Origin of the sequence: Streptomyces sp. NPDC019531, from assembly GCF_044903305.1 — a bacterium.
Classification (GTDB): Bacteria; Actinomycetota; Actinomycetes; order Streptomycetales; family Streptomycetaceae; genus Streptomyces.
In genome coordinates this window covers 46,891-66,266 of the sequence record NZ_JBJDQL010000045.1, presented here as the reverse complement: position 1 = coordinate 66,266, position 19,376 = coordinate 46,891, and the positions used below count along the sequence as shown (strand labels likewise).

At 70.5% G+C, this 19,376-nt stretch carries 18 protein-coding genes; 9 read left to right on the top strand and 9 right to left on the bottom strand.

The features are described 5' to 3' along the window. The first annotated feature begins 5 nt into the window (after positions 1 to 5). The 4 genes from ACI2L1_RS36455 (at position 6) to pssA (ending at position 3,391) form a co-directional block, all read left to right on the top strand. The gene (locus ACI2L1_RS36455) at positions 6 to 512 is read left to right on the top strand and encodes a MaoC family dehydratase (RefSeq protein WP_007385824.1); all 507 of its coding nucleotides are present in this window, start codon (positions 6 to 8) and stop codon (positions 510 to 512) included. A 5-nt stretch (positions 513 to 517) separates the two neighbouring features. Then, positions 518 to 1,723 carry an acyl-CoA dehydrogenase family protein gene (locus tag ACI2L1_RS36450; protein ID WP_404743713.1) on the top strand — a complete coding sequence of 402 codons (1,206 nt, stop codon included), beginning with the start codon at positions 518 to 520 and terminating at the stop codon, positions 1,721 to 1,723. A 170-nt stretch (positions 1,724 to 1,893) separates the two neighbouring features. Further along, positions 1,894 to 2,550, top strand: a complete 657-nt coding sequence (locus tag ACI2L1_RS36445) for a phosphatidylserine decarboxylase (protein ID WP_404743712.1) — start codon at positions 1,894 to 1,896, stop codon at positions 2,548 to 2,550. Next, positions 2,537 to 3,391, top strand: a complete 855-nt coding sequence (pssA, locus tag ACI2L1_RS36440; RefSeq protein ID WP_404743711.1) for a CDP-diacylglycerol--serine O-phosphatidyltransferase — start codon at positions 2,537 to 2,539, stop codon at positions 3,389 to 3,391. The genes ACI2L1_RS36445 and pssA overlap by 14 nt, the downstream gene beginning before the upstream one ends. 58 nt (positions 3,392 to 3,449) lie before the next feature. Here the strand turns inward: pssA and ACI2L1_RS36435 are convergent, their stop codons facing one another. Next, on the bottom strand, positions 3,450 to 3,596 hold the full coding sequence (locus tag ACI2L1_RS36435; RefSeq protein WP_404743710.1) for a hypothetical protein: 147 nt from the start codon (positions 3,594 to 3,596) through the stop codon (positions 3,450 to 3,452). 425 nt (positions 3,597 to 4,021) lie between these two features. Further along, positions 4,022 to 5,140: a glycerate kinase gene (locus tag ACI2L1_RS36430; protein ID WP_404743727.1), complete on the bottom strand. Its 1,119-nt coding sequence runs from the start codon at positions 5,138 to 5,140 to the stop codon at positions 4,022 to 4,024. Between the two features lie 167 nt (positions 5,141 to 5,307). Here ACI2L1_RS36430 and ACI2L1_RS36425 point away from each other — a divergent pair, with 167 nt between their 5' ends. The 4 genes from ACI2L1_RS36425 to ACI2L1_RS36410 all read left to right on the top strand — a co-directional run bounded on the left by ACI2L1_RS36425 (position 5,308) and on the right by ACI2L1_RS36410 (position 8,548). Further along, positions 5,308 to 6,381 carry an ADP-ribosylglycohydrolase family protein gene (locus ACI2L1_RS36425; protein WP_404743709.1) on the top strand — a complete coding sequence of 358 codons (1,074 nt, stop codon included), beginning with the start codon at positions 5,308 to 5,310 and terminating at the stop codon, positions 6,379 to 6,381. 324 nt (positions 6,382 to 6,705) lie between these two features. Further along, a complete protein-coding gene (locus tag ACI2L1_RS36420; protein WP_404743708.1) occupies positions 6,706 to 7,200 on the top strand; it encodes an NUDIX domain-containing protein in 495 nt (164 codons plus the stop codon). 104 nt (positions 7,201 to 7,304) lie between these two features. Further along, positions 7,305 to 8,036 carry an SIR2 family NAD-dependent protein deacylase gene (locus tag ACI2L1_RS36415; RefSeq protein ID WP_404743707.1) on the top strand — a complete coding sequence of 244 codons (732 nt, stop codon included), beginning with the start codon at positions 7,305 to 7,307 and terminating at the stop codon, positions 8,034 to 8,036. An 11-nt stretch (positions 8,037 to 8,047) separates the two neighbouring features. Next, on the top strand, positions 8,048 to 8,548 hold the full coding sequence (locus ACI2L1_RS36410) for a GNAT family N-acetyltransferase (RefSeq protein ID WP_404743706.1): 501 nt from the start codon (positions 8,048 to 8,050) through the stop codon (positions 8,546 to 8,548). 169 nt (positions 8,549 to 8,717) lie between these two features. Here the strand turns inward: ACI2L1_RS36410 and ACI2L1_RS36405 are convergent, their stop codons facing one another. The 3 genes from ACI2L1_RS36405 to ACI2L1_RS36395 all read right to left on the bottom strand — a co-directional run bounded on the left by ACI2L1_RS36405 (position 8,718) and on the right by ACI2L1_RS36395 (position 12,817). Further along, positions 8,718 to 9,203 (bottom strand): methylated-DNA--[protein]-cysteine S-methyltransferase, encoded by a 486-nt coding sequence (locus ACI2L1_RS36405; protein ID WP_404743705.1) that lies wholly within the window; start codon positions 9,201 to 9,203, stop codon positions 8,718 to 8,720. Between the two features lie 19 nt (positions 9,204 to 9,222). Further along, on the bottom strand, positions 9,223 to 10,692 hold the full coding sequence (locus tag ACI2L1_RS36400) for an AlkA N-terminal domain-containing protein (RefSeq protein WP_404743726.1): 1,470 nt from the start codon (positions 10,690 to 10,692) through the stop codon (positions 9,223 to 9,225). A gap of 61 nt (positions 10,693 to 10,753) precedes the next feature. After that, complete coding sequence (locus ACI2L1_RS36395; RefSeq protein WP_404743704.1) at positions 10,754 to 12,817, bottom strand: heavy metal translocating P-type ATPase; 2,064 nt, start codon at positions 12,815 to 12,817, stop codon at positions 10,754 to 10,756. Positions 12,818 to 12,852: 35 nt separating this feature from the next. Here ACI2L1_RS36395 and ACI2L1_RS36390 point away from each other — a divergent pair, with 35 nt between their 5' ends. Then, positions 12,853 to 13,209, top strand: a complete 357-nt coding sequence (locus ACI2L1_RS36390; RefSeq protein WP_404743703.1) for an ArsR/SmtB family transcription factor — start codon at positions 12,853 to 12,855, stop codon at positions 13,207 to 13,209. A gap of 81 nt (positions 13,210 to 13,290) precedes the next feature. On the opposite strand, the gene ACI2L1_RS36385 is transcribed toward ACI2L1_RS36390, so the two are convergent. The 4 genes from ACI2L1_RS36385 to ACI2L1_RS36370 all read right to left on the bottom strand — a co-directional run bounded on the left by ACI2L1_RS36385 (position 13,291) and on the right by ACI2L1_RS36370 (position 19,289). Next, positions 13,291 to 17,151 (bottom strand): glycoside hydrolase family 2 TIM barrel-domain containing protein, encoded by a 3,861-nt coding sequence (locus tag ACI2L1_RS36385; protein WP_404743702.1) that lies wholly within the window; start codon positions 17,149 to 17,151, stop codon positions 13,291 to 13,293. A 414-nt stretch (positions 17,152 to 17,565) separates the two neighbouring features. Continuing rightward, on the bottom strand, positions 17,566 to 18,075 hold the full coding sequence (locus ACI2L1_RS36380) for an O-acetyl-ADP-ribose deacetylase (RefSeq protein WP_404743701.1): 510 nt from the start codon (positions 18,073 to 18,075) through the stop codon (positions 17,566 to 17,568). After that, positions 18,072 to 18,236, bottom strand: a complete 165-nt coding sequence (locus ACI2L1_RS36375) for a hypothetical protein (protein ID WP_404743700.1) — start codon at positions 18,234 to 18,236, stop codon at positions 18,072 to 18,074. The genes ACI2L1_RS36380 and ACI2L1_RS36375 overlap by 4 nt, the downstream gene beginning before the upstream one ends. Positions 18,237 to 18,344: 108 nt before the next feature. Further along, positions 18,345 to 19,289 (bottom strand): SCO3242 family prenyltransferase, encoded by a 945-nt coding sequence (locus ACI2L1_RS36370; protein WP_404743699.1) that lies wholly within the window; start codon positions 19,287 to 19,289, stop codon positions 18,345 to 18,347. Positions 19,290 to 19,376 lie beyond the last annotated feature (87 nt).

The following is a 19,376-nucleotide window of genomic DNA, read 5'->3' as shown; positions in this document are numbered from 1 at the left end:
CGGACATGCAATTCGGGCGCACCTACGAGGAGTTCGAGGTCGGGGCGGTCTACAAGCACTGGCCCGGGAAGACGGTCACGGAGTACGACGACCACCTCTTCTGTCTCCTCACCATGAACCACCACCCGCTCCACATGGACGTCAACTACGCCGAGAAGACCACGGACTTCGGCAAGAACGTCGTGGTCGGGAACTACATCTACTCCCTGCTGCTCGGCATGTCCGTCCCGGACGTCTCCGGCAAGGCGATCGCCAACCTGGAGATCGAGTCGCTGAAGCACGTGGCCCCGACCTTCCACGGCGACACGATCTACGGCCAGACGACCGTGCTCGACAAGTGGCCCTCCAAGTCGAAGAACGACCGCGGGATCGTGTACGTCGAGACCAAGGGCTACAAGCAGGACGGCACGCTGGTCTGCGTGTTCCGCCGCAAGGTCATGGTGCCCACCGAGACCTACATCAAGGAGCGCGGCGGCGAGCAGCCCGGCCGCCCGGAACTTCAGGAGGGCTGACACCCATGGCACGCCTCGCCCAGACCGCCGGTCTGACGGACATCCAGCAGGAGATCCTGTCCACCGTCCGGGACTTCGTGGACAAGGAGATCATCCCGGTCGCGACCGAGTTGGAGCACCGCGACGAGTACCCGCAGCAGATCGTGGACGGGCTCAAGGAGTTGGGCCTGTTCGGCCTGATGATCCCCGAGGAGTACGGCGGTCTGGGCGAGTCCCTCCTGACCTACGCGCTGTGCGTCGAGGAGATCGCCCGCGGGTGGATGTCGGTGTCCGGCATCATCAACACCCACTTCATCGTGGCGTACATGCTCAAGCAGCACGGCACGCAGGAGCAGAAGGACCACTTCCTGCCGCGCATGGCGGCCGGCGACGTCCGGGGCGCCTTCTCGATGTCGGAGCCGGCTCTCGGCTCGGACGTGTCCGCCATCACGTCCAAGGCGGTCAAGGACGGCGACGAGTACGTCCTGAACGGTCAGAAGATGTGGCTGACGAACGGCGGAACATCAAATCTGGTCGCCGTTCTCGTCAGAAGTGATGAAGGACACCCCGAGGGCACCGCACCCCACAAGTCGATGACGACCTTCCTGATCGAGAAGGAGCCCGGTTTCGGAGAGGTCCGCCCGGGCCTCACCATCCCCGGGAAGATCGACAAGATGGGCTACAAGGGTGTCGACACCACCGAAATGATCATGGATGGCCTGCGGCTTCCGGCCGATCGCGTGCTCGGCGGGGTCACGGGCCGAGGTTTTTACCAAATGATGGACGGGGTCGAGGTGGGCCGCGTCAACGTGGCGGCGCGTGGCTGCGGCGTCGCTCAGCGTGCCTTCGAACTGGGTGTCGGGTACGCCCAGCAGCGGCACACCTTCGGCAAGGCGATCGCCCAGCACCAGGCCATCCAGTTCAAGCTGGCCGAGATGGCTACCAAGGTCGAGGCCGCGCATGCAATGATGGTCAACGCGGCACGCAAAAAGGACTCCGGGGAGCGAAACGACCTTGAGGCAGGGATGGCGAAGTACCTCGCCTCCGAGTACTGCAAAGAGGTCGTGGAGGACGCCTTCCGGATCCACGGCGGCTACGGCTTCTCCAAGGAGTACGAGATCGAGCGTCTCTACCGGGAGGCTCCGATGCTGCTGATCGGTGAAGGTACCGCCGAAATCCAGAAAATGATCATCGGTCGACGACTGCTCGAAGAGTATCGATTCCAGGGATAGATGTCCGGATACGGGGTGTTTTCTTGGAGAAGAAGGTCACACCCCGTCAGCACTCTTCAGCCGCCGACTCGGCTTCCTGGCTTGCCCAGTTGTGGCCCGCGACCGGTACGATCCCGGAAAGCCGCCGTCCCCCGTCTAGTGCGCGGCATCATCCGCTACGAAGGTCATCCATGCCCCACAGCCAAACCTCTGCACCTCGCGACAGCCGGGCAGGCGTACGCCTCGCGCGCGGAGCATCGCCGTGGCTCCTTCCGACCGTCGCCACCGCAGCCGTCAGTCTGCTGCGCGCGCGCCGCTCCGGCGTCGCGAAGGCCGTCGCCGTGCCCACCACCGCGCTGGCGGCGGGCATGCTGTGGTTCTTCCGCGACCCCGAGCGCGAGATCGCCCAGGGCCGGGTCATCTCCCCGGCCGACGGTGTGGTGCAGAGCATCATGCCGTGGAAGGACGGTCGCACCCGCGTCGCGATCTTCATGAGCCCGCTCAACGTCCACGTCAACCGCGCGCCGCTCTCCGGCACAGTGACGTCCGTCGAGCACATCCCCGGCGGGTTCGTTCCGGCGTTCAACAAGGAGAGCGAGAACAACGAGCGCGTCGTCTGGCACTTCGACACCGAACTCGGTGACATCGAGATGATCCAGATCGCCGGCGCGGTGGCCCGTCGTATCGTCCCCTACATCCCGCAGGGCACGAAGGTCGAGCAGGGCGACCGCATCGGTCTGATCCGCTTCGGCTCGCGCGTCGACATCTACCTGCCCGAGGGCGTCGAGGTCGCGGTCGAGGTCGGCCAGAAGACGGTGGCTGGGGTGACTCGCATTGACCGTGATTGATCCCGAGACACAGGCGGGCTGGGTGCCCGAGGCCGACGAGGCGGACGACGACGAGGAGATGCCTCTTTCTCTCCGCCTCTCAATAGCGGACACCCTCACCCTCGGCAACGCCACATGCGGCTTCATGGCGGTGTACTTCACCACCACCGGCATCCTGATCCCGCACCTCACCGACAGCCAGGAATCCGGCATGGCGCGCAACAGCGCGGCCACGGCGGTCATCCTGATGCTGTGCGCGGCGGTCTTCGACCTGTTCGACGGCCTGGTGGCGCGCAAGCTGCGCTCGTCCCCGATGGGCGCGGAGCTGGACAACCTCTCCGACCTGATCAGCTTCGGCCTCGCGCCGGCGTACTTCGTGCTCGTCTACGGCATGGTCGCCGACGACGCCTCGCAGCGGGTGGCGGCGGTGGGGGCCGTGGTGGTGCTGCTTGCGGTGGTCCTGCGGCTGGCCAGATTCTCCTGCGTGACGCCGGCGAACGGCATGTTCCAGGGCATGCCGTCCCCCTTCGGCGCGCTGACGGTGGTCGCGATCGTGCTTCTGGAGCTGCCCTTCGTGGCGACGCTCCTGGCGATCCTGGGCACCGCGTGGCTGATGGTGAGCCGGGTGGAGTACCCGAAGCCGCGGGGGCGGCTCGCGGTGGCGATGCTCTCCTGGATCGTGCTGGCGATGGGCCTGCTCACGGCCTGGGCCTTCGGTGCCCCCAGCGGCCAGCTGCTCCTCCAGACCGGCTGCGCCCTGCAGCTCGTCATGGGCGCGGTGATCCCTCTGTTCGCCACGGCCCGCCGGGTGAACAACTTCCGGGGCAACAGGCGCGAGGCCCGCGCGGCCCAGCTGCCGTAGCGATTGTTCGTGGGTCCAGGGGCTCGAACCGATTCCGGTTCGAGCCCCTGGGCCGTTCTCAGGCCCCCTGCGTGTACGCCTCCGCCACCTCCGACGGCCCCGCCTCCCGTACGACCTTCATGGCGCCCGTCACGCTCTTGTCCGGCTGGAGGATCACGCTCTGGCGGGAGGGCGGGGACTTCGGGTCGGTGAAGTTCTGGGCCACGCCGAAGCCGATGTCGTACGAGTCGATGGACAGCAGGGCCGCAACCGGTTACGTCGGCTGGAGCAGCTGACGTCCCGGTCGCCGGCCCGGCCGCGGGACCTGATCGAGATGACGCCGCGCTGGACGCGTATCGGTTGTCGGGGGCGCGGAGGTGAGGGGCGGCGGGGGTGTCGGTGGCGGGTGACCGAGGGCGGGGATGCCGCGGCGCAGGCCGCTGGATGTCGGCGGCTGTCAGCTGCGGCTCCGGCTCTCGACGAAAGCACCGCGGCTCGGGCCACCCCCGGCGGGGCATCTCGGCGTGGACGGCTCACAGCCTGCCGCTGGCGGCTCACGGCGAGAGCACCCTGGCGTAGGTGACCGACGGCCGCCGTGCCCGGCGCGGGTGCCCGACCGCGGGCGACGGCCCCCCGGCTCCCGCCCGCGGCTCAGGTCAGGAAGTCCCGGCCGATTCGCTCCGCCACGTCCTCCAGGATCGGGCCCGCCTCCGAGATGCATCGCTGGATGTCCGGTTCGGCGTCGGTGAGCGGGTAGGCGCGGCGGATGCCGGCCCTGCCGATGGCCTCCGGCGGCAGCGCGAGGCGACCGCACACGGCGACGACCTCCTTGCCCGCCGCGCGGGCGGCCGCGGCGACGCCCGCCGGGGCCTTGCCGTGCAGGGTCTGCTCGTCGAGGGAGCCCTCGCCGGTGATCACCAGGTCCGCCCACTCCAGCGCGGGCGCGAAGCCGAGCACATCGAGCATGACCTCGATGCCGGGGCGGAACTCGGCGCCGACGAGCAGGGCGCCGTAGCCGATGCCGCCCGCCGCGCCTGCGCCCGGCGAGGCGGCGTACTCGGCGGCCTTCGCGCCGACGGCCTCCTCCAGCACCTTGGCGTAGTGGGCCAGCGCCTCGTCCAGGATCTCCACGTCGTCGGGGGAGGCGCCCTTCTGCGGACCGTAGATCGCGGGGGCGCCCTTGGGGCCGGTCAGCGGGTTGTCGACATCGCTGGCCAGGATGAACTCGACGGACGCGAGCCGCGGGTCCAGGCCCGACAGGTCGGCCGTGGCGAGGTCGGCGAGGCCTCCGCCGCCGGGGGCCACGGGCTCGCCGTCGGCGTCCAGGAAGCGGGCGCCCAGTGCGGAGAGCATTCCGGCGCCGCCGTCGGTGGTGGCGCTGCCGCCGACGCCGAACACGATCGTGCGGGCACCGGCGTCCAGCGCGGCGCGCAGGAGCTCTCCGGAGCCGTACGTCGATGCCGTGAGCGGGGCGAAGACGCCCGCGGGCAGCCGCTGCAGGCCGCTGGCCTCGGCCATCTCCACGACCGCGGTTTCCGCGCGTACCGCGAAGGCGGCCGTGATCTCCTGGCCCAGGGGCCCGGCGACCGCCACCTCCCGGCGCTCGAACCCTGCCGCGACGGCCGCGGCGACGGTGCCGTCACCGCCGTCCGCGACGGGCAGCGCCTCCACCTCCACGTCCGGCACGACCCGGCGCAGCCCGGCCGTCACCCGCTCCGCGACCTGTACGGCCGTGAGCGAACCCTTGAACTTGTCCGCGGCAATGAGCACGCGCTGTGTCACGTCTTCCCCTTGCTCTCCGGGCCTCGCGCAGGCCAAGGCCAGTCGCGCCGCTGCGACCTTAACCGGAGACGCCCCCCGCCGTCATGCACCGTCCGAAGCTGAGAAGGCGCTACGCCCCCTCTGTGCGGGCTCGCGGATTGGGGTAAACCGGAGCTATGACCCCTGTGGGCACTGAGCCAGAGCTCGCCGACCGCATCCTCGGGGGCTGGCTGGGCCGGATCGCGGGCAACATGCTCGGCAAGCCGGTCGAGCAGGGCGACCTGTGGACGCGGGACCGGATCGACCGCTATCTCCGGCAGGCCGCCGCCCTGCCCCTGACCGACTACCTGCCCGAGCCCGTCGGCGACAGCGACGGTTTCGAACTGCGGCCCGAGTGGCGCGAGTGTGTGCGCGGCCGCATCCACGGCAGCTGCCGGGACGACGACGTCGACTACGCCATCCTCGGCCTCCACCTCCTGGAGACCCACGGCTTCGGCTTCAGCACCGAGCAGGTGGGCGACCTGTGGCTGCTGAGGCTGCCGTATCTGCAGACGTTCACCGCGGAGCGGGCCACGTATCGCAACCTCGCGAACGGGCTGAAACCGCCACTGACGGCGACGTACGACAATCCGTGCCAGGAGTGGATCGGAGCGCTCATCCGCGCCGACATCTACGGCTGGACCTGCCCCGGGGCCCCGCGCCGCGCCGCCTCCCTGGCCCGCCGGGACGCGGTGCTCTCGCACACCGGGAACGGTGTGTACGGGGCGATGTGGGCGGCGGCGCTGATCTCGGCGGCGTTCACGGCGGACACCGTGCGGCGGGCCGTGGACCAGGCACTCGCCGTGATCCCCGCGAGCAGCCGCCTCGCGCGGACCGTACGCCGGGTCGTCTCCCTCCACGACACGCGCATGACCTGGGAGGACACCCTGACCACGGTCGCGGAGGAGAGCACCGGGTTCGGCTGGATCCACACGATCCCGAACGCCGCCGTCCTGACCGCCGGGCTCCTCTACGGCGACGGCGACTTCACCCGCACCATCACGCTGACGGTTCGGGGCGGCCTGGACACCGACTCGAACGGAGCGACGGCCGGTTCGGTGGCCGGTGTGCTCACGGGTGCGGACGCGATCCCGGCACAGTGGAAGGAGCCGTTGGAGGACCGGGTGCGCAGCGCCGTGTTCGGGTTCGACGGGGTGCACATCAGTGAACTGGCGGAGCGGACGGTGAGGTTGGCGAGGGCGGAGAGCTGAGGGAGCCCGGCGGAGGCGAGGGCGGACGGGCTCTTGGACTCCCCCAGTGGACTCCCCCAGTGGAACGAACCTCGACCTGTGCGGTCGGACCGGCCGTCGGTCCCGCGGTTCCAGCACCATGAGCGCCACGCTCTCGATTGTGCGGAAGCCCTTTGTGCGGCGGCCCGGCCGGGACCACGACGGCGACGATCCGCGCGGCCATGCCGGTGCCCTCCAGGTGCCGGTGGAGGAGGGGCAGGTAGTCCACTACAAGGGTTCACCGTGGCGCAGGGCGCACCTCAACAGGCCGCCGTGGAGCGCACGGAAGCTGGTTACCCTTCGAAGGTGACCACCATCCAGGACTTCGCCACGTACATCGCCGGTCTCCCCCGCATCCTCGCCGGTGCAGCCGCGCTCTTCCGGGACGCGGACGGCCGGGTGCTGCTCGTCGAGCCCAACTACCGTGAGGGCTGGGCTCTTCCGGGCGGCACGATCGAGTCCGACCAGGGCGAGACCCCGCGCCAGGGCGCGCGCCGCGAGACCACGGAGGAGATCGGCCTGGACCGTGAGCTCGGGCGGCTGCTGGCGGTGGACTGGGTGCACGGGACGGCCCGCCCGCCGGTGGTCGCCTACCTCTATGACGGCGGAGTCCTCACCGACGCCGACCTCAAGGCGATCCGCCTCCAGGAGGAGGAACTGCTGTCCTGGCGCCTCGTACCGCGCGAAGAACTCACCGAGTATCTGCAGGGCTCCCTCGGCCGCCGGGTTCTGGCCGCGCTGGACGTACTGGCGGACGGATCGGGCACGGCGGAGCTGGAGAACGGGCACCGGGTGGGCTGACGCGTCGGCCATGACTTCCACGACGGGTACACCCGAGCCCAAGCGCTCCGACCGGTCCGATATCCACTCGCCGCACCCGGATCACCCGTCCTACCCTCGGCACCATGACCAAGCCCCTCGTCGCGATCCTGAGCGGCGCCGGTATCTCCACCGACTCCGGGATCCCCGACTACCGCGGCCCGAACGGTCTGTGGCGGCGTGATCCCGAGGCCGAGAAGCTCGTGACGTACGACTACTACATGGGCGATCCGGAGATCCGCCGCCGGTCATGGCAGATGCGGCGCGCGAACCGCACGCTGAAGGCCGAGCCCAACGCCGCGCACCTGGCGGTGGCCGGGCTGGAGAAGTCCGGAGTGCCGGTGCGGGTGATCACGCAGAACGTGGACGGGCTGCACCAGCTCGCCGGGACGCCCGCCCGCAAAGTCCTCGAACTGCACGGCACCGCAAGGCAGGTGGTGTGCACGAAGTGCCACACACGCTGCCCGATGGAGGACGCTCTCGCCCGCGTCGAGGCCGGGGAGGCGGACCCGCCGTGCCTGGACTGCGGCGGCATCCTGAAGTCGGCGACCGTGATGTTCGGTGAACGTCTCGACCCGGTGGTGCTGGGCGAAGCCGTCGCGATCACCAAGGCCTGCCAGATCTTCATCGCCGTCGGCACCACCCTCCAGGTCCAGCCCGCCGCCGGCCTCGCGGGCGTCGCCGCCGACCACGGCGCGCGGCTCGTCATCGTCAACGCGGAGCCGACGCCGTACGACGAACGCGCCGACGACGTGATCAGGGAACCGATCGGCACGGCACTGCCCGCGCTGCTCCGCACGTTGAGCCCCCAGAGCTGAGGTCGGCGCCGATGCCCGAACTGCGGCGGCTGCACGCAGATCACGCCCCGGCGGTCCTGGCCTTCGAGCTGGCCAACCGCGCCTACTTCGCCGCGTCCGTCTCCGACCGCGGCGACGATTACTTCGACCGGTTCACCGAGCAGTTCAACGCCCGGCTGGCCGAGCAGGAGACCGGCCTCTGCGCCTTTCACGTACTGGTCGCCGAGGACGGCTCGGTACTCGGCAGGTTCAACCTGGTCGACATCGAGGACGGCATGGCGCAACTCGGTTACCGGGTCGCCCAGCACGCCGCCGGCCAGGGCGTGGCGACGGCGACCGTCCGGGAACTGTGCCGACTCGCGGTGGCCCGGTACGGACTGCGCACGCTGCGCGCCGCCGCAGCCCACCAGAACACCGCGTCCCAGAAGGTGCTGACCAGAGCCGGGTTCGTCCCCGTCGGACCCGCCGACCCGGCGGACCTAGGCGGAAAGGCGGGCCTCTGGTATCGACGCGGCCTTGTGCCCGGGTCCTAGACGGGGGTCCAACGGCGGGGGTCCACACGGCGGCGGTCCACACGGTCCGAGTCGAGCGGTGTCCATGACCTGGTGAGGCGGTCCGGCATGCGTGACGCGCGCGGCACGCGGTCGTGCCGGAACCGTGTCCGGAGCGTGTCCGGAGTCGCTCCGACCAGAGCAGCCCCGGCTAGAACAGCGCCGCCCCCCGCTCGAAGTCCAGCAGCCGCTGCTTCCGCTCCAGTCCGCCGCCGTAGCCCGTGAGGCTGCCGTCCGCTCCGACCACGCGGTGACAGGGGACGATGATGCCGATCGGGTTCCTGCCGTTGGCGAGGCCGACCGCACGGGAGGCCTTGGGACTGCCGAGGGCGTCGGCGAGTTCGCCGTAGGTGCGGGTCTCGCCGTGCGGGATCTTCTGGAGTTCCCGCCAGACCGCGGCCTGGAACGACGTGCCGCGCAGGCGCAGTTGCAGCGAGAACTCCTTCAACTCACCCGCGAAATAGGCCTTCAGCTGCTCCTCGGCCTCCTGGGACCAGCCGTCGTCCGGCTCGCCGAAGGTCTCCTCCGGCGGTCGGTGGCGTTGGTCTGTCATGTAGAGGCCGCACAGGACGCCGTCGTCGGCGACGAGGGTCAGGGGGCCGTAGGGGCTGTCGATCACGGTGTGCTGCCTGGTCATGAAGCGTCCTTGAACGTGCTCATACGGGAAGGAAGTTGATCGGGTGGCTGTCGGTCGCCCACAGGTACTGGACCGCGTAGGCCCGCCACGGCTGCCAGGCCGCCGCGCGGGCCGTCAGCGCCGCCGGGGTGGACGGCAGGCCCAACTCCTGGGCCGCGCGGCGGATTCCGAGGTCGGTCGGGAGGAAGGCGTCCGGGTCGCCGAGGGCGCGCATGGCGATGACGTCGACCGTCCAGGGGCCGAAGCCGGGGAGGCCCAGAAGGCAGGCGCGGGTCTCCGACCAGTCGGACTCCACACCCAAGTGCAGTGTTCCGTCGGCCAGTTGGCCGACCAGGGTGGTGAAGGTCGTACGGCGGGTACGGGGCATCGCGAGCGACACGGGGTCCACCGCGGCCAGTGCCTCGGGGGACGGGAACAGGTGTGTGAGGCCACCCTCGGGGTCGTCCACCGGTTCTCCGTGGGCCGTCACCAGTCGTGCCGCGTGGGTGCGGGCCGCCGCCGTGGAGACCTGCTGGCCCAGCACGGCCCGTACGGCGAACTCCGCCTCGTCGACCGTGCGCGGGACACGACGGCCGGGCGCCTTGTCCACGAGCGGTGACAGCAGCGGGTCCGTGCGCAGCTGGTCGTCGATCGCGACGGGGTCGGCGTCCAGGTCGAGCATCCGGCGGCAGCGGCTGATGGCGACGGTCAGGTCACGCAGGTCGCTCAGCATCAACCGGCAGGCGATGTGGTCGGGTTCGGGCGTGAGGGCCACGATGCCGTGTCCGTACGGCAGTCGCAGCGTGCGCCGGTACGACCCGTCGCGCCACTCCTCCACGCCCGGGACCGCGGTCGCCGCGAGGTGGCCGAAGAGGTTGTCGGGGTTGAGGGGCGCACGGAACGGCAGGCGCAGACTCAGCATCCCCGGAGCGCCTCCCACCGCCCTCCTCGGCACCCGGGCGCGCAGGTCGCTCGGTGAGAGCGCGAAGACCTCGCGCACGGTGTCGTTGAAGGTGCGGACAGCGGAGAAGCCGGCCGCGAAGGCGATGTCCGCCATCGGGAGCGTGGTCGTCTCGATGAGGATCCGTGCCGTCTGGGCGCGCTGGGCCCGGGCGAGGGCGAGCGGTCCCGCGCCCAGTTCGGCGAGCAGCTGGCGTTCGATCTGCCGGGTGCTGTAGCCGAGGCGGGCGGCGAGTCCAGGCACGCCCTCGCGGTCGACCACGCCGTCGGCGATCAGCCGCATCGCGCGGGCCACGAGGTCGGCGCGCTGGTTCCACTCCGGCGAGCCGGGACTGGTGTCGGGTCGGCACCGCTTGCAGGCCCGGAACCCGGCCTGCTGGCAGGCGGCCGCGCTCGGGTAGAAGGTCATGTTCTCGGGCTTGGGCGGTACGACCGGGCAGCTGGGCCGACAGTAGATGCGGGTCGTCAGGACGGCCGTGAAGAACCATCCGTCGAACCGCGCGTCCTTCGACTGCACGGCGCGCACACAGCGCTCGGTCTCGGTGTACATCCCCGTCTGCATGCGTCCAGCATCGACCACCCGCCGGAACCGGGCTGGCGAGAATCCGACATCAACCTCGCGGGTCCTGGACCTGCCCGGATCGCCACGCGGACTCGCGCAGGAGGCGCAGACCGTTGAGGCCGACGAGGACCGTCGAGCCCTCGTGCCCTGCGACCCCGAGCGGCATCGGGAGGTGGCCGAGGAGGTCCCACAGGACGAGTCCGGTGATGAAGGTGCCTGCGATCACCAGGTTCTGCACGACCAGCCGGCGGGCGGCCCGGGACAGCCGTACGACCGCCGGAACGGTCGCGAGTTCGTCCCGCACCACCACCGCGTCCGCCGTCTCCAGCGCCAGGTCGGAGCCCGCACGCCCCATCGCGATGCCGGAGTGGGCGGTGGCGAGGGCGGGCGCGTCGTTGACCCCGTCCCCGACGAACAGCACCTTGCGTCCGGCGTCCTGCAGCTCCCGTACGGCGTCCACCTTGTCCTCGGGCAGCAGGTCGGCGCGGACGTCCAACAGGCCGGTGGCCTCGGCGACCCGGGCGGCGGCGCGGGCGTTGTCGCCGGTGAGCAGGACGGGGGCGGTGCCCGTCAGGGCGGTGAGTGCGGCGGCGGTGGAGCGGGCGTCGGGGCGGAGCCGGTCGGTGAGGGCGAGGGTGCCGAGGGGGATGCCGTCGCCGGTCACGAGGACGACGGTGGCGCCGTCCTCGGTGACGGGGAGGGCCGCCTCGGGACGACCGGCGAGCGCGCACCCCTCGGCGTCGGCATACCGGCTCTCGGCCACGCCGGATTCCGAGAGGACGGCTGCCACCGCACCGCCCGTGCCCGCCGCGCGCCCGACCTCGATCACCCGCCCCCCGACCACCGCCGTCACCCCGCGCCCAGGCACAGCGGCGAAGTCCCGCGCGTCCGCGATGCTCATGCCCCTCTCCCGCGCCGCCCTCACGATCGCCCGCGCGAGCGGATGCTCGCTCGGATGCTCGGCCGCCGCCGCCAGCGCGAGCAGGCCGTCCTCGTCGAGCCCCGTCCCCGGCAGCGGTCGTACCTCCGCCACCTCCGGCGCTCCCTCCGTCAGCGTTCCCGTCTTGTCGAGGGCCACGGCGTCCACCTCTCCGAGCCGCTCCATCGCGACCGCCGACTTCACCAGGACCCCGTGCCGTCCGGCGTTGGCGATGGCGGACAGCAGCGGCGGCATGGTGGCGAGGACGACCGCGCACGGCGAGGCGACGATCATGAAGGTCATCGCACGCAGGAGGGCGTCCGTGAGGTCGGCCCCGAACATCATCGGGACGGCGAACACGGCGAGCGTGGCGGCCACGATTCCCACCGCGTACCGCTGCTCGACCTTCTCGATGAACAGCTGCGTCGGCGCCTTGGTGCGCGAGGCCTCCTCGACCAGCGTCACGATACGGGCGATCACGGAGTCGGCGGGGTCGCGCTCGACGCGGACGCGCAGCGCGCCGGTGCCGTTGAGGGTGCCGGCGAAGACCTCGTCGCCGGGGCCCTTGGCGACCGGGAGGGGCTCGCCGGTGATGGTGGCCTGGTCGGCCTCGCTCGCCCCGTCCAGGACCCGGCCGTCGGCGCCGATGCGCTCGCCCGGGCGGACCAACAGGACGTCTCCCACGGCGAGTTCACTCGCGGGAACCGTCTGCTCGCCGTCCTCCGTCACCCGGGTCGCCATCGACGGCGCCAGATCCAGCAGACCCCGCACCGAGTCGGCCGTACGGGCCGTGGCCAGCGCCTCCAGCGCGCCGGAGCTCGCGAAGATCACGATCAGCAGAGCCCCGTCCAGGACCTGTCCGATCGCGGCCGCGCCCAGCGCCGCGACGATCATCAGCAGGTCGACGTCCAGGGTCTTCTCCCGCAGCGCCCGCAGCCCTTCGAGGGCCGGTTCCCAGCCGCCGGTGACATAGGCGACCGCGTACAACGGGCCATACGCCCACCACGGCATGTCTCCCAGGTCCAGCGCGAGGCCGAGCAGGAAGGCGACGGTCGACGCCAGCGCCCAGCGGGCCTCGGGGAGGGCCAGGACACGGGTGCGGCGGCGGGGTGCCGACGGGGCGGACGTGGGGACACGAGCGGGAGCGAGAGTCGTGGACACCCGAGCACCATACAGGAACACATGAAGACTCATTCATCTGTTCATGTGCAGTGAGTAAGATACCGCCCATGGGTCATGGAGCCGTCACCACCACCGCCGAAGAGCGCGTACGCCTGGACGCGGCCAACGTCGCCAAGGTGGCCACCACGCTCCAGGCCCTCTCCACCCCGTCCCGTCTGCTGATCCTCGCGAGACTGCGCGAAGGGCCGCTGCCGGCCACGGAGTTGGCCGCCGAGGTGGGCATGGAGCAGTCCGCGTGCTCGCACCAGCTGCGGCTGCTGCGCAACCTGGGCCTGGTCGTCGGCGAGCGTCAGGGCCGGTCGGTCGTGTACGCGCTGCACGACCACCACGTCGCCGAACTCCTCGACCAGGCGGTGTACCACGTCGAGCATCTGCGGCTGGGACTCAGCGACACGGCCGAGTAGCGACCCCGGAACAGCAGGGTGAGGCGCCCCCGAACAGAGCGCCTCACCCTTGGCGCGCCGATCTCCTCAACCCCCGGCGCGTTATGTGGTCGCCGTCGGCCGCCGAGAGGTTGCCGTGGCCTGCGTCACATCCGTCAGCGGGTGCAGCCGGTAGGTGTACGAGTAGTCCCGGTCGGCGAACAGCTTGTACTCGTCGTGGGTGTGCGCGCCCCAGCTGTTGTCGCCGCCGACGCCCATCTGCCGGTGGTTCACGCGCAGGACGACCGCGTCGCGCGGGGTGAGCTGGTAGTCGTGGCGGACCCCGCTGGACAGGTCCTCCGGGGTGAAGTGTGAGGCGTTGACCTCCAGGAGGGGTTCACCGGAGACGAGCAGTCCGACCCCGTCACGGCCGGTCAGCGCGGCCCAGCGGACATCGGTCTTGTTGCCGTTCTCCTGCGGGCGGATGTAGGAGGTCCACTGGTCGGCGACGGTCCCGGACCAAAGCCCCACGTCCGTACCGTCGTTGCGGTCCCAGTGGTTCTCCTCGGGCCCGCGGCCGTAGTAGTGCAGCCGGTCCAGGCGCCGGGGCAGGAACAGAACGGTGCCGACCTCGGGGATGTACGGCAGTGAACTCGCCCCCGGGTGCAGGGTGTTGTCGACCTTGATCTCACCGTTGCCGAAGACGGTGTAGGTCGTGGTGTACGTCGACTCGGTGGTCGTCGGCAGCGTGCCGCTCACCTTGATCTCGACGGCCCGGTCCCCCAGCGCCCGCACGCTCACATCGGTGACCTCGCGGTTCACACCGGCGTCGCGCCAGGTCTGGTTTCGGGTGTGCTGCCCGTTGCCGTGGTCGTTGTCGGTGGGCGCCCGCCAGAAGTTGGGCACGGGACCGGAGGTGATCAGGCGGGTGCCGTGGGCCTTGTACGAGGTGATGGTCCCGCTGCTCCTGTCGACGGCGACGGAGAAGTCCTTGCCGGTGACGGTGACTTGGCCGTAGGCGTCCTCGTACGCCAGCGCCGGGACGTTGGCCAGCGGCACCGGGGTCACCGCCGGGCTGCCCGCGTCGACGGTGAGCTGCTGCGCCGCCACCTCGAAGCCTCCCTTCGCCCAGGGCGTGGACTCCTTGGTGGTGAAGGAGAGTTGAAGGAAGTACTCGCTGCCCGGCGCCGGAGTGCTCGGCAGTTTGTACGGGATGGTGATCTCCTTGCTCGACAACGGTGCCACGTTCAGCTGATCCCGTGTCAGCTTGCCTCGCTGCACCACCTTGCCGTCGGCGACGAGTGCCCAACTCCCTTCGAACTCCCTGAGGTTGGTGAAGAGGTACTCGTTGGTGAGGGTCACCGTCGAACCGCCCGACGCCCAGGCCGCGTTGACCGCCTGGTAGATCCGCTTGACCTCCGCGGCCTTGCCGGTGTGCCCGCGGTCCGCGGTGACGATGCCGTCCGCGACGAAGGCGCCGTCGTTGGGGTTGTCGCCCCAGTCGCCGCCGAACGCGAAGAAGGTCTTCTGCGCGGGCCGCTTCTCGCTGAGCTCCACGGTCGCGGCGTCGAACCAGAACCGCACGCCCTCGTCGCCGGGCCCCCGGCTGTCGGAGGCCAGCTCGGTGGCGCTCAGGGCACGTCCGTATACCCGCGCCTTGCGGATCGTGCCGCTGAACTCCCTTGTGGGGTTGTCGACATCGACGGCCAGGGCGAGGGGAGCGGTGTTGCTGCTGGGCTTCTGGGTGGTGGTCCGGGTGGCCCTCATCTGGCCGTCCACGTGCAGGGTCAGGGTGCCCGCGTCGGCGTCGAAGACCCCGGCGACGTGGTGTTCCCTGCCCGTCCAGTCGTCCGGGAGCGCCCAGTTGGCGGTGATCCACTGTCCGCCGCCGTAGATGAAGAACTCCAGTGTCTTCCCGGACTGTTTGAGGGAGTACTGGGTGTCCCCCTTGGCGACGATGGGCTGGTGATAGCCCGTCACCTTCGGGGTGACCCAGGCCTCCAGCGTCAGCGAGCCGGTGAGGTCGAGGCGGGCGTCACGGGCGAAGACCGTGCCGCCGGACACGCCCTTGTCGCGGTCGAACCTCGCGCTCGCGGGAAGGACTTCGCCCTTCAGTGCACCGGGGCCGCTCTCGGTCAGCAACTGCCGTACGGGAACGGGCTCGCTGAGGGACTGGTCGACGAAGTCCCAGATCCAGCCGCCCTGGAGGACGGGGTAGCGGCGGACGATGTCCCAGTACTTCTTGAAGTTGCCGTTGGAGTTCCCCATCGCGTGGCAGTACTCGATCATCACGTACGGCCGGGTGTCCGCCGTGTCCTTGGCACGCTGCTCGATACTTGTGGGGCTCTCGTACATCTCCGAGCGGATGTCGCTGATGGTGGGCCGGTCGTCGCCCTCGTACTGGACGACACGGGTGGTGTCGTACGACTTGATCCAGTCGCGCATGTTCACGAAGGTGCTGCCGCCGCCCGCCTCGTTGCCCAGCGACCAGATGACCACCGAGGCGTGGTTCTTGTCGCGGTGCACCATGTTCTGGGCGCGCGCCACACAGGCCGCGCTCCAGTCGGGGTGGTCGCCCGGGTACTCGCCGCGGATGCCGTGGGTCTCCAGGTTGGTCTCGTCGACCAGATAGAGACCGTACTCATCGGCGAGTTCGAGCCACAGCGGGTTGTTGGGGTAGTGCGAGGTGCGGACGGAGTTGATGTTCATCCGCTTGATGATCGTGATGTCCTTCACGAGGTCCGCGCGGGTGAGCGCGGTGCCGCGGTCCGGGTGCATCTCGTGGCGGTTGGTACCGCGGAACGAGACGGGCTTGCCGTTGATGCGCATCAGCCCGTCCTTAAGGGCGAACTCCCGTAGGCCGACGCGGTGCGAGAGCGTCTCGACGACCTTGCCGGCGGGGTCGCGCAGCCGCAGGACAGCGGTGTACAGGTTCGGGTGCTCGGCCGACCACAGCTTGGGCGCGGGCACGGCCTTCGACGCCTGTACGGTCGTCTCGGCGCCTGCGTCGAGCGCCACGGTCTGCTGAAGCGGGCGGGGCCAGACCGCGTGGCCGCCGGCGTCGTAGAGCTGGGTCTCGACGGTGTAGCGGCCCTGGTTGTCTCCGCCGTAGTCGCGCACGCTCGCGGTGACCGAGAGCTCGGCGGACGTGTAGTCGTCGCCGAGCGGGGTCTCCAGCTTGAAGTCGCGCAGGTGCACGGCCGGGGTGGAGTAGAGGTGGACCGAGCGGAAGATGCCGCTCAGCCGGATCATGTCCTGGTCCTCCAGCCAGTCGCCGTCGGAGAAGCGGTACACCTCCACGGCGATCTGGTTGGTGCCCGGCTTGAGGTGCGGGGTGATGTCGTACTCGGCAGGCGTGTAGGAGTCCTCGTGGTAGCCGACGAGTTCGCCGTTGATCCACACGTAGTGCGCCGACTTGACGCCCTCGAAGTGCAGGAAGGTCCGTCGGCCCGACCAGTCCTTCGGGACGGTGAAGGTGCGTCTGTACTGCCCGACCGGGTTGTAGCGGGTCGGGGCGGCGGGCGGCTGGGCCTCCTCGCCGAGACCGTTGGGGCCCCACCACGGGTAGGTGATGTTGATGTAGATCGGGAAGTCGTAGCCATGCACCTGCCAAACCGAGGGCACGGGGATCGTGTCCCAGTCCGAGTCGTCCACCTCGGTGCCGTAGAAGTCGGTGTCCCGGTCCTCGGGGCGGTCGGCGTAGGCGAACTTCCACTTGCCGTCGAGGCTCAGGCGGTACGGCGAACGGGTGCGGTCGGCGGTGAGGGCCTGGCCGATGTTGGCGTACGGCATGAGGGTGGTGTGCGGGGGCTCGGTGCCCACCCGGAAGAGGTCGATGGCGCCGTTCCACTCCGGGGAACCCTCGACCGCGTGACCGCGGCCGGCCAGGGGACCCGAGGAGAGGGCGAGTGCGCCGAGGACGGCCGCTCCTCCCTCCAGCAGACGCCGACGGCTGATGGGGGCGGGCAGATACGGATGGGACATCAGCGGAGCCTTCCTCGGGACGACAGTGCGGTGTACGTACTGAGGGAGCGTCAACTCCTGTGCACTATTGGTGACTTCGAGGCACAGGATGCGACTCAACCTAGATCCCGATGACCTCCGAGGCAATGACCCTGTCGGGGTTTGTGGGGTCCTGGGGACATGGCGACACAAGGGCAGACGGGCGAGGAGGCCGGTGACCGCGCCGAGTACGTTGCCCAGCAGGCCGCCGACGGCGCTCAGCACACCGCCGAGGTCCAGTGAGTTCAGGGCTTTGAGGAGGCTGTCGACCGTGGACTTGATTGAGTCAAGGAGGTCGGCCGCCGCGACCGCGGACCGGTCCTTGCCGCTCAGCTGCCGCAGCTGTTCCTCTCGGAACGCGTTCGTCAGTAACGGTGTGCCGGCCGTGACCGCGGGTCAGGACAGGTGCCGGGCGAACGCCTGGTACGCCGTGTCGTCGAACAACACGAACCGGACCTCCTCGACGGCGGTCCGCGTCTCTCGCACGGTCGCCACCGCGATCCGAGCGGCGTCGTCCATCGGCCAGCCGTAGATACCGGTGGAGACGGCCGGGAAGGCCACGGTCCGGGCGCCGAGCTCGTCGGCGACGCGCAGGGACTCTCGGTAGCAGGAGGCCAGCAGCTCCGAACGGTCCTCCTCGCGGCTGTGGCGGGGGCCGACGGTGTGGATCACCCATTGGGCGTCCAGATCGCCGGCGGTGGTGGCGACGGCTTTGCCCGTGGCCAGGCCCTTGCCGTAGTGAGAGGCACGCAGTTTGCGGCAGTCCGCCAGGATCGCGGGGCCGCCGCGGCGGTGGATGGCACCGTCGACTCCTCCCCCGCCGAGAAGGGAGGAGTTCGCGGCGTTGACGATCGCGTCGGCGCTCTCCCGGGTGATGTCGCCCTGGACGATCGTGATGGTGGTCATGACCACCACTCTTCCAGGCCGCCCCGCAACGGGCAGCCCCAGTGGTCGAGCCCACGGGCCGGTGCGGTCACCCCGCCGGGCCAGGTCGTCGGCGTACGGGGCGAGGTGGTCGTGGTCGAGGATGGGGCGACACCGTCGTAGCCGAGGTCGGCGAGGGGCACGAGGACGTCGGCGAGTCGGTGGGAGGGGCGAAGCCGTTGGTGCCGTAGCCGAATCCGAGGGGGAGCCTCGTGGGGTCGGATTCTGCCGGTTGAGTGGGGTGGCGTGGCTCAGGTGGGTGATATGCGGCGGGCCAGCCGTCGCGCGAGGGGGTGGACGACACCGAGCGCGGCGGCGACGGCGGGGGCTCCGGCGCGTGCCGTGAGCGTTGCCTGGAGCGGCATCAGCCCGAGGATTCCGGCGCCGACGGCTCGCCGCAGGTTCGCTCCCGACGGCTCCGGTACGGCACGGGCCTGGGCGATGCCGTAGGTGGCGAGGTAGGCGAGGGTTCCGGTGGCGGTGACGGCGGTGCCGAAGTCGACGGGGGTCGGGGAGGCCGCGCGGAGCGCGGGAAGGGCCGCCGCCAGAGCGGTCGCTGTGGAGACCGCGAGGGTGGTGGCCGGTACGCGGGCGGGGGCGCCGGAGATCTCGTGGCGGCTGAGCACGGTGAGTGTGTAGGTGTGGACCCCGACCAGGGCGGCGGGAACGGCGCCCCGGCGCAGGGCCGCGCCCGCGGGTGCGGCGGCGAGGGCTCCGGAGAGTACGTCGGCACTGCGGGCGGCCGCCATGGTCGCCGGGCCCGCCGCAGTGGACTTGAGCCCCAGGTCGTAGGCACAGATCAGGCCGGTCAGAGGGAGCGCTCCGAGGAGTCCGCGACGGCCGTTCGCCAGCGCGGCGAGGCCCAGGCCCGCGGCGGTCAGGCCGCCGGCCACGGCGAGTGCGGTCCGGCGCGGGACACGGCCGGAGGGCACGGGGCGCTGGGGGCGCTCCACGGCGTCGACGGCGGCGTCGGCGTAGTCGTTGAGCGCCATGCCCGCCCAGTAGAGACAGACGGAGGAGCCGATCGTGCCCAGGACACGCGCGTTCAGCGGGCGTCCGTTCGTGGCCGCGGCCGCTCCCGCGATCACATCACCGGGGACGCTCAACGCAGCGGGTGCTCTGACTAGTTGGGCGAGGTCGGCTGGGCGTACGGCGAACCGGGAGCCGAAGCGGAAGACCGCTTTGCGATCTTTCATGAACGCACCCTACTCACGCCGTCCGAACCTACGCACGAGTAGAGAAGGTGACAAGAACGACGCCCTCCTCGATTGGCCTCTGCCCTC

Excerpts from the sequence above, each read along its gene's own strand:
- ACI2L1_RS36455 (WP_007385824.1), top strand. The coding sequence starts at position 6 with ATGCAATTCGGGCGCACCTACGAGGAGTTCGAGGTCGGGGCGGTCTAC.
- ACI2L1_RS36450 (WP_404743713.1), top strand. The coding sequence starts at position 518 with ATGGCACGCCTCGCCCAGACCGCCGGTCTGACGGACATCCAGCAGGAG.
- ACI2L1_RS36445 (WP_404743712.1), top strand. The coding sequence starts at position 1,894 with ATGCCCCACAGCCAAACCTCTGCACCTCGCGACAGCCGGGCAGGCGTA.
- ACI2L1_RS36425 (WP_404743709.1), top strand. The coding sequence starts at position 5,308 with ATGACCCCTGTGGGCACTGAGCCAGAGCTCGCCGACCGCATCCTCGGG.
- ACI2L1_RS36415 (WP_404743707.1), top strand. The coding sequence starts at position 7,305 with ATGACCAAGCCCCTCGTCGCGATCCTGAGCGGCGCCGGTATCTCCACC.
- ACI2L1_RS36410 (WP_404743706.1), top strand. The coding sequence starts at position 8,048 with ATGCCCGAACTGCGGCGGCTGCACGCAGATCACGCCCCGGCGGTCCTG.
- ACI2L1_RS36405 (WP_404743705.1), bottom strand. The coding sequence starts at position 9,203 with ATGACCAGGCAGCACACCGTGATCGACAGCCCCTACGGCCCCCTGACC.
- ACI2L1_RS36400 (WP_404743726.1), bottom strand. The coding sequence starts at position 10,692 with ATGTACACCGAGACCGAGCGCTGTGTGCGCGCCGTGCAGTCGAAGGAC.
- ACI2L1_RS36395 (WP_404743704.1), bottom strand. The coding sequence starts at position 12,817 with ATGAGTCTTCATGTGTTCCTGTATGGTGCTCGGGTGTCCACGACTCTC.
- ACI2L1_RS36390 (WP_404743703.1), top strand. The coding sequence starts at position 12,853 with ATGGGTCATGGAGCCGTCACCACCACCGCCGAAGAGCGCGTACGCCTG.
- ACI2L1_RS36385 (WP_404743702.1), bottom strand. The coding sequence starts at position 17,151 with ATGTCCCATCCGTATCTGCCCGCCCCCATCAGCCGTCGGCGTCTGCTG.
- ACI2L1_RS36380 (WP_404743701.1), bottom strand. The coding sequence starts at position 18,075 with ATGACCACCATCACGATCGTCCAGGGCGACATCACCCGGGAGAGCGCC.
- ACI2L1_RS36370 (WP_404743699.1), bottom strand. The coding sequence starts at position 19,289 with ATGAAAGATCGCAAAGCGGTCTTCCGCTTCGGCTCCCGGTTCGCCGTA.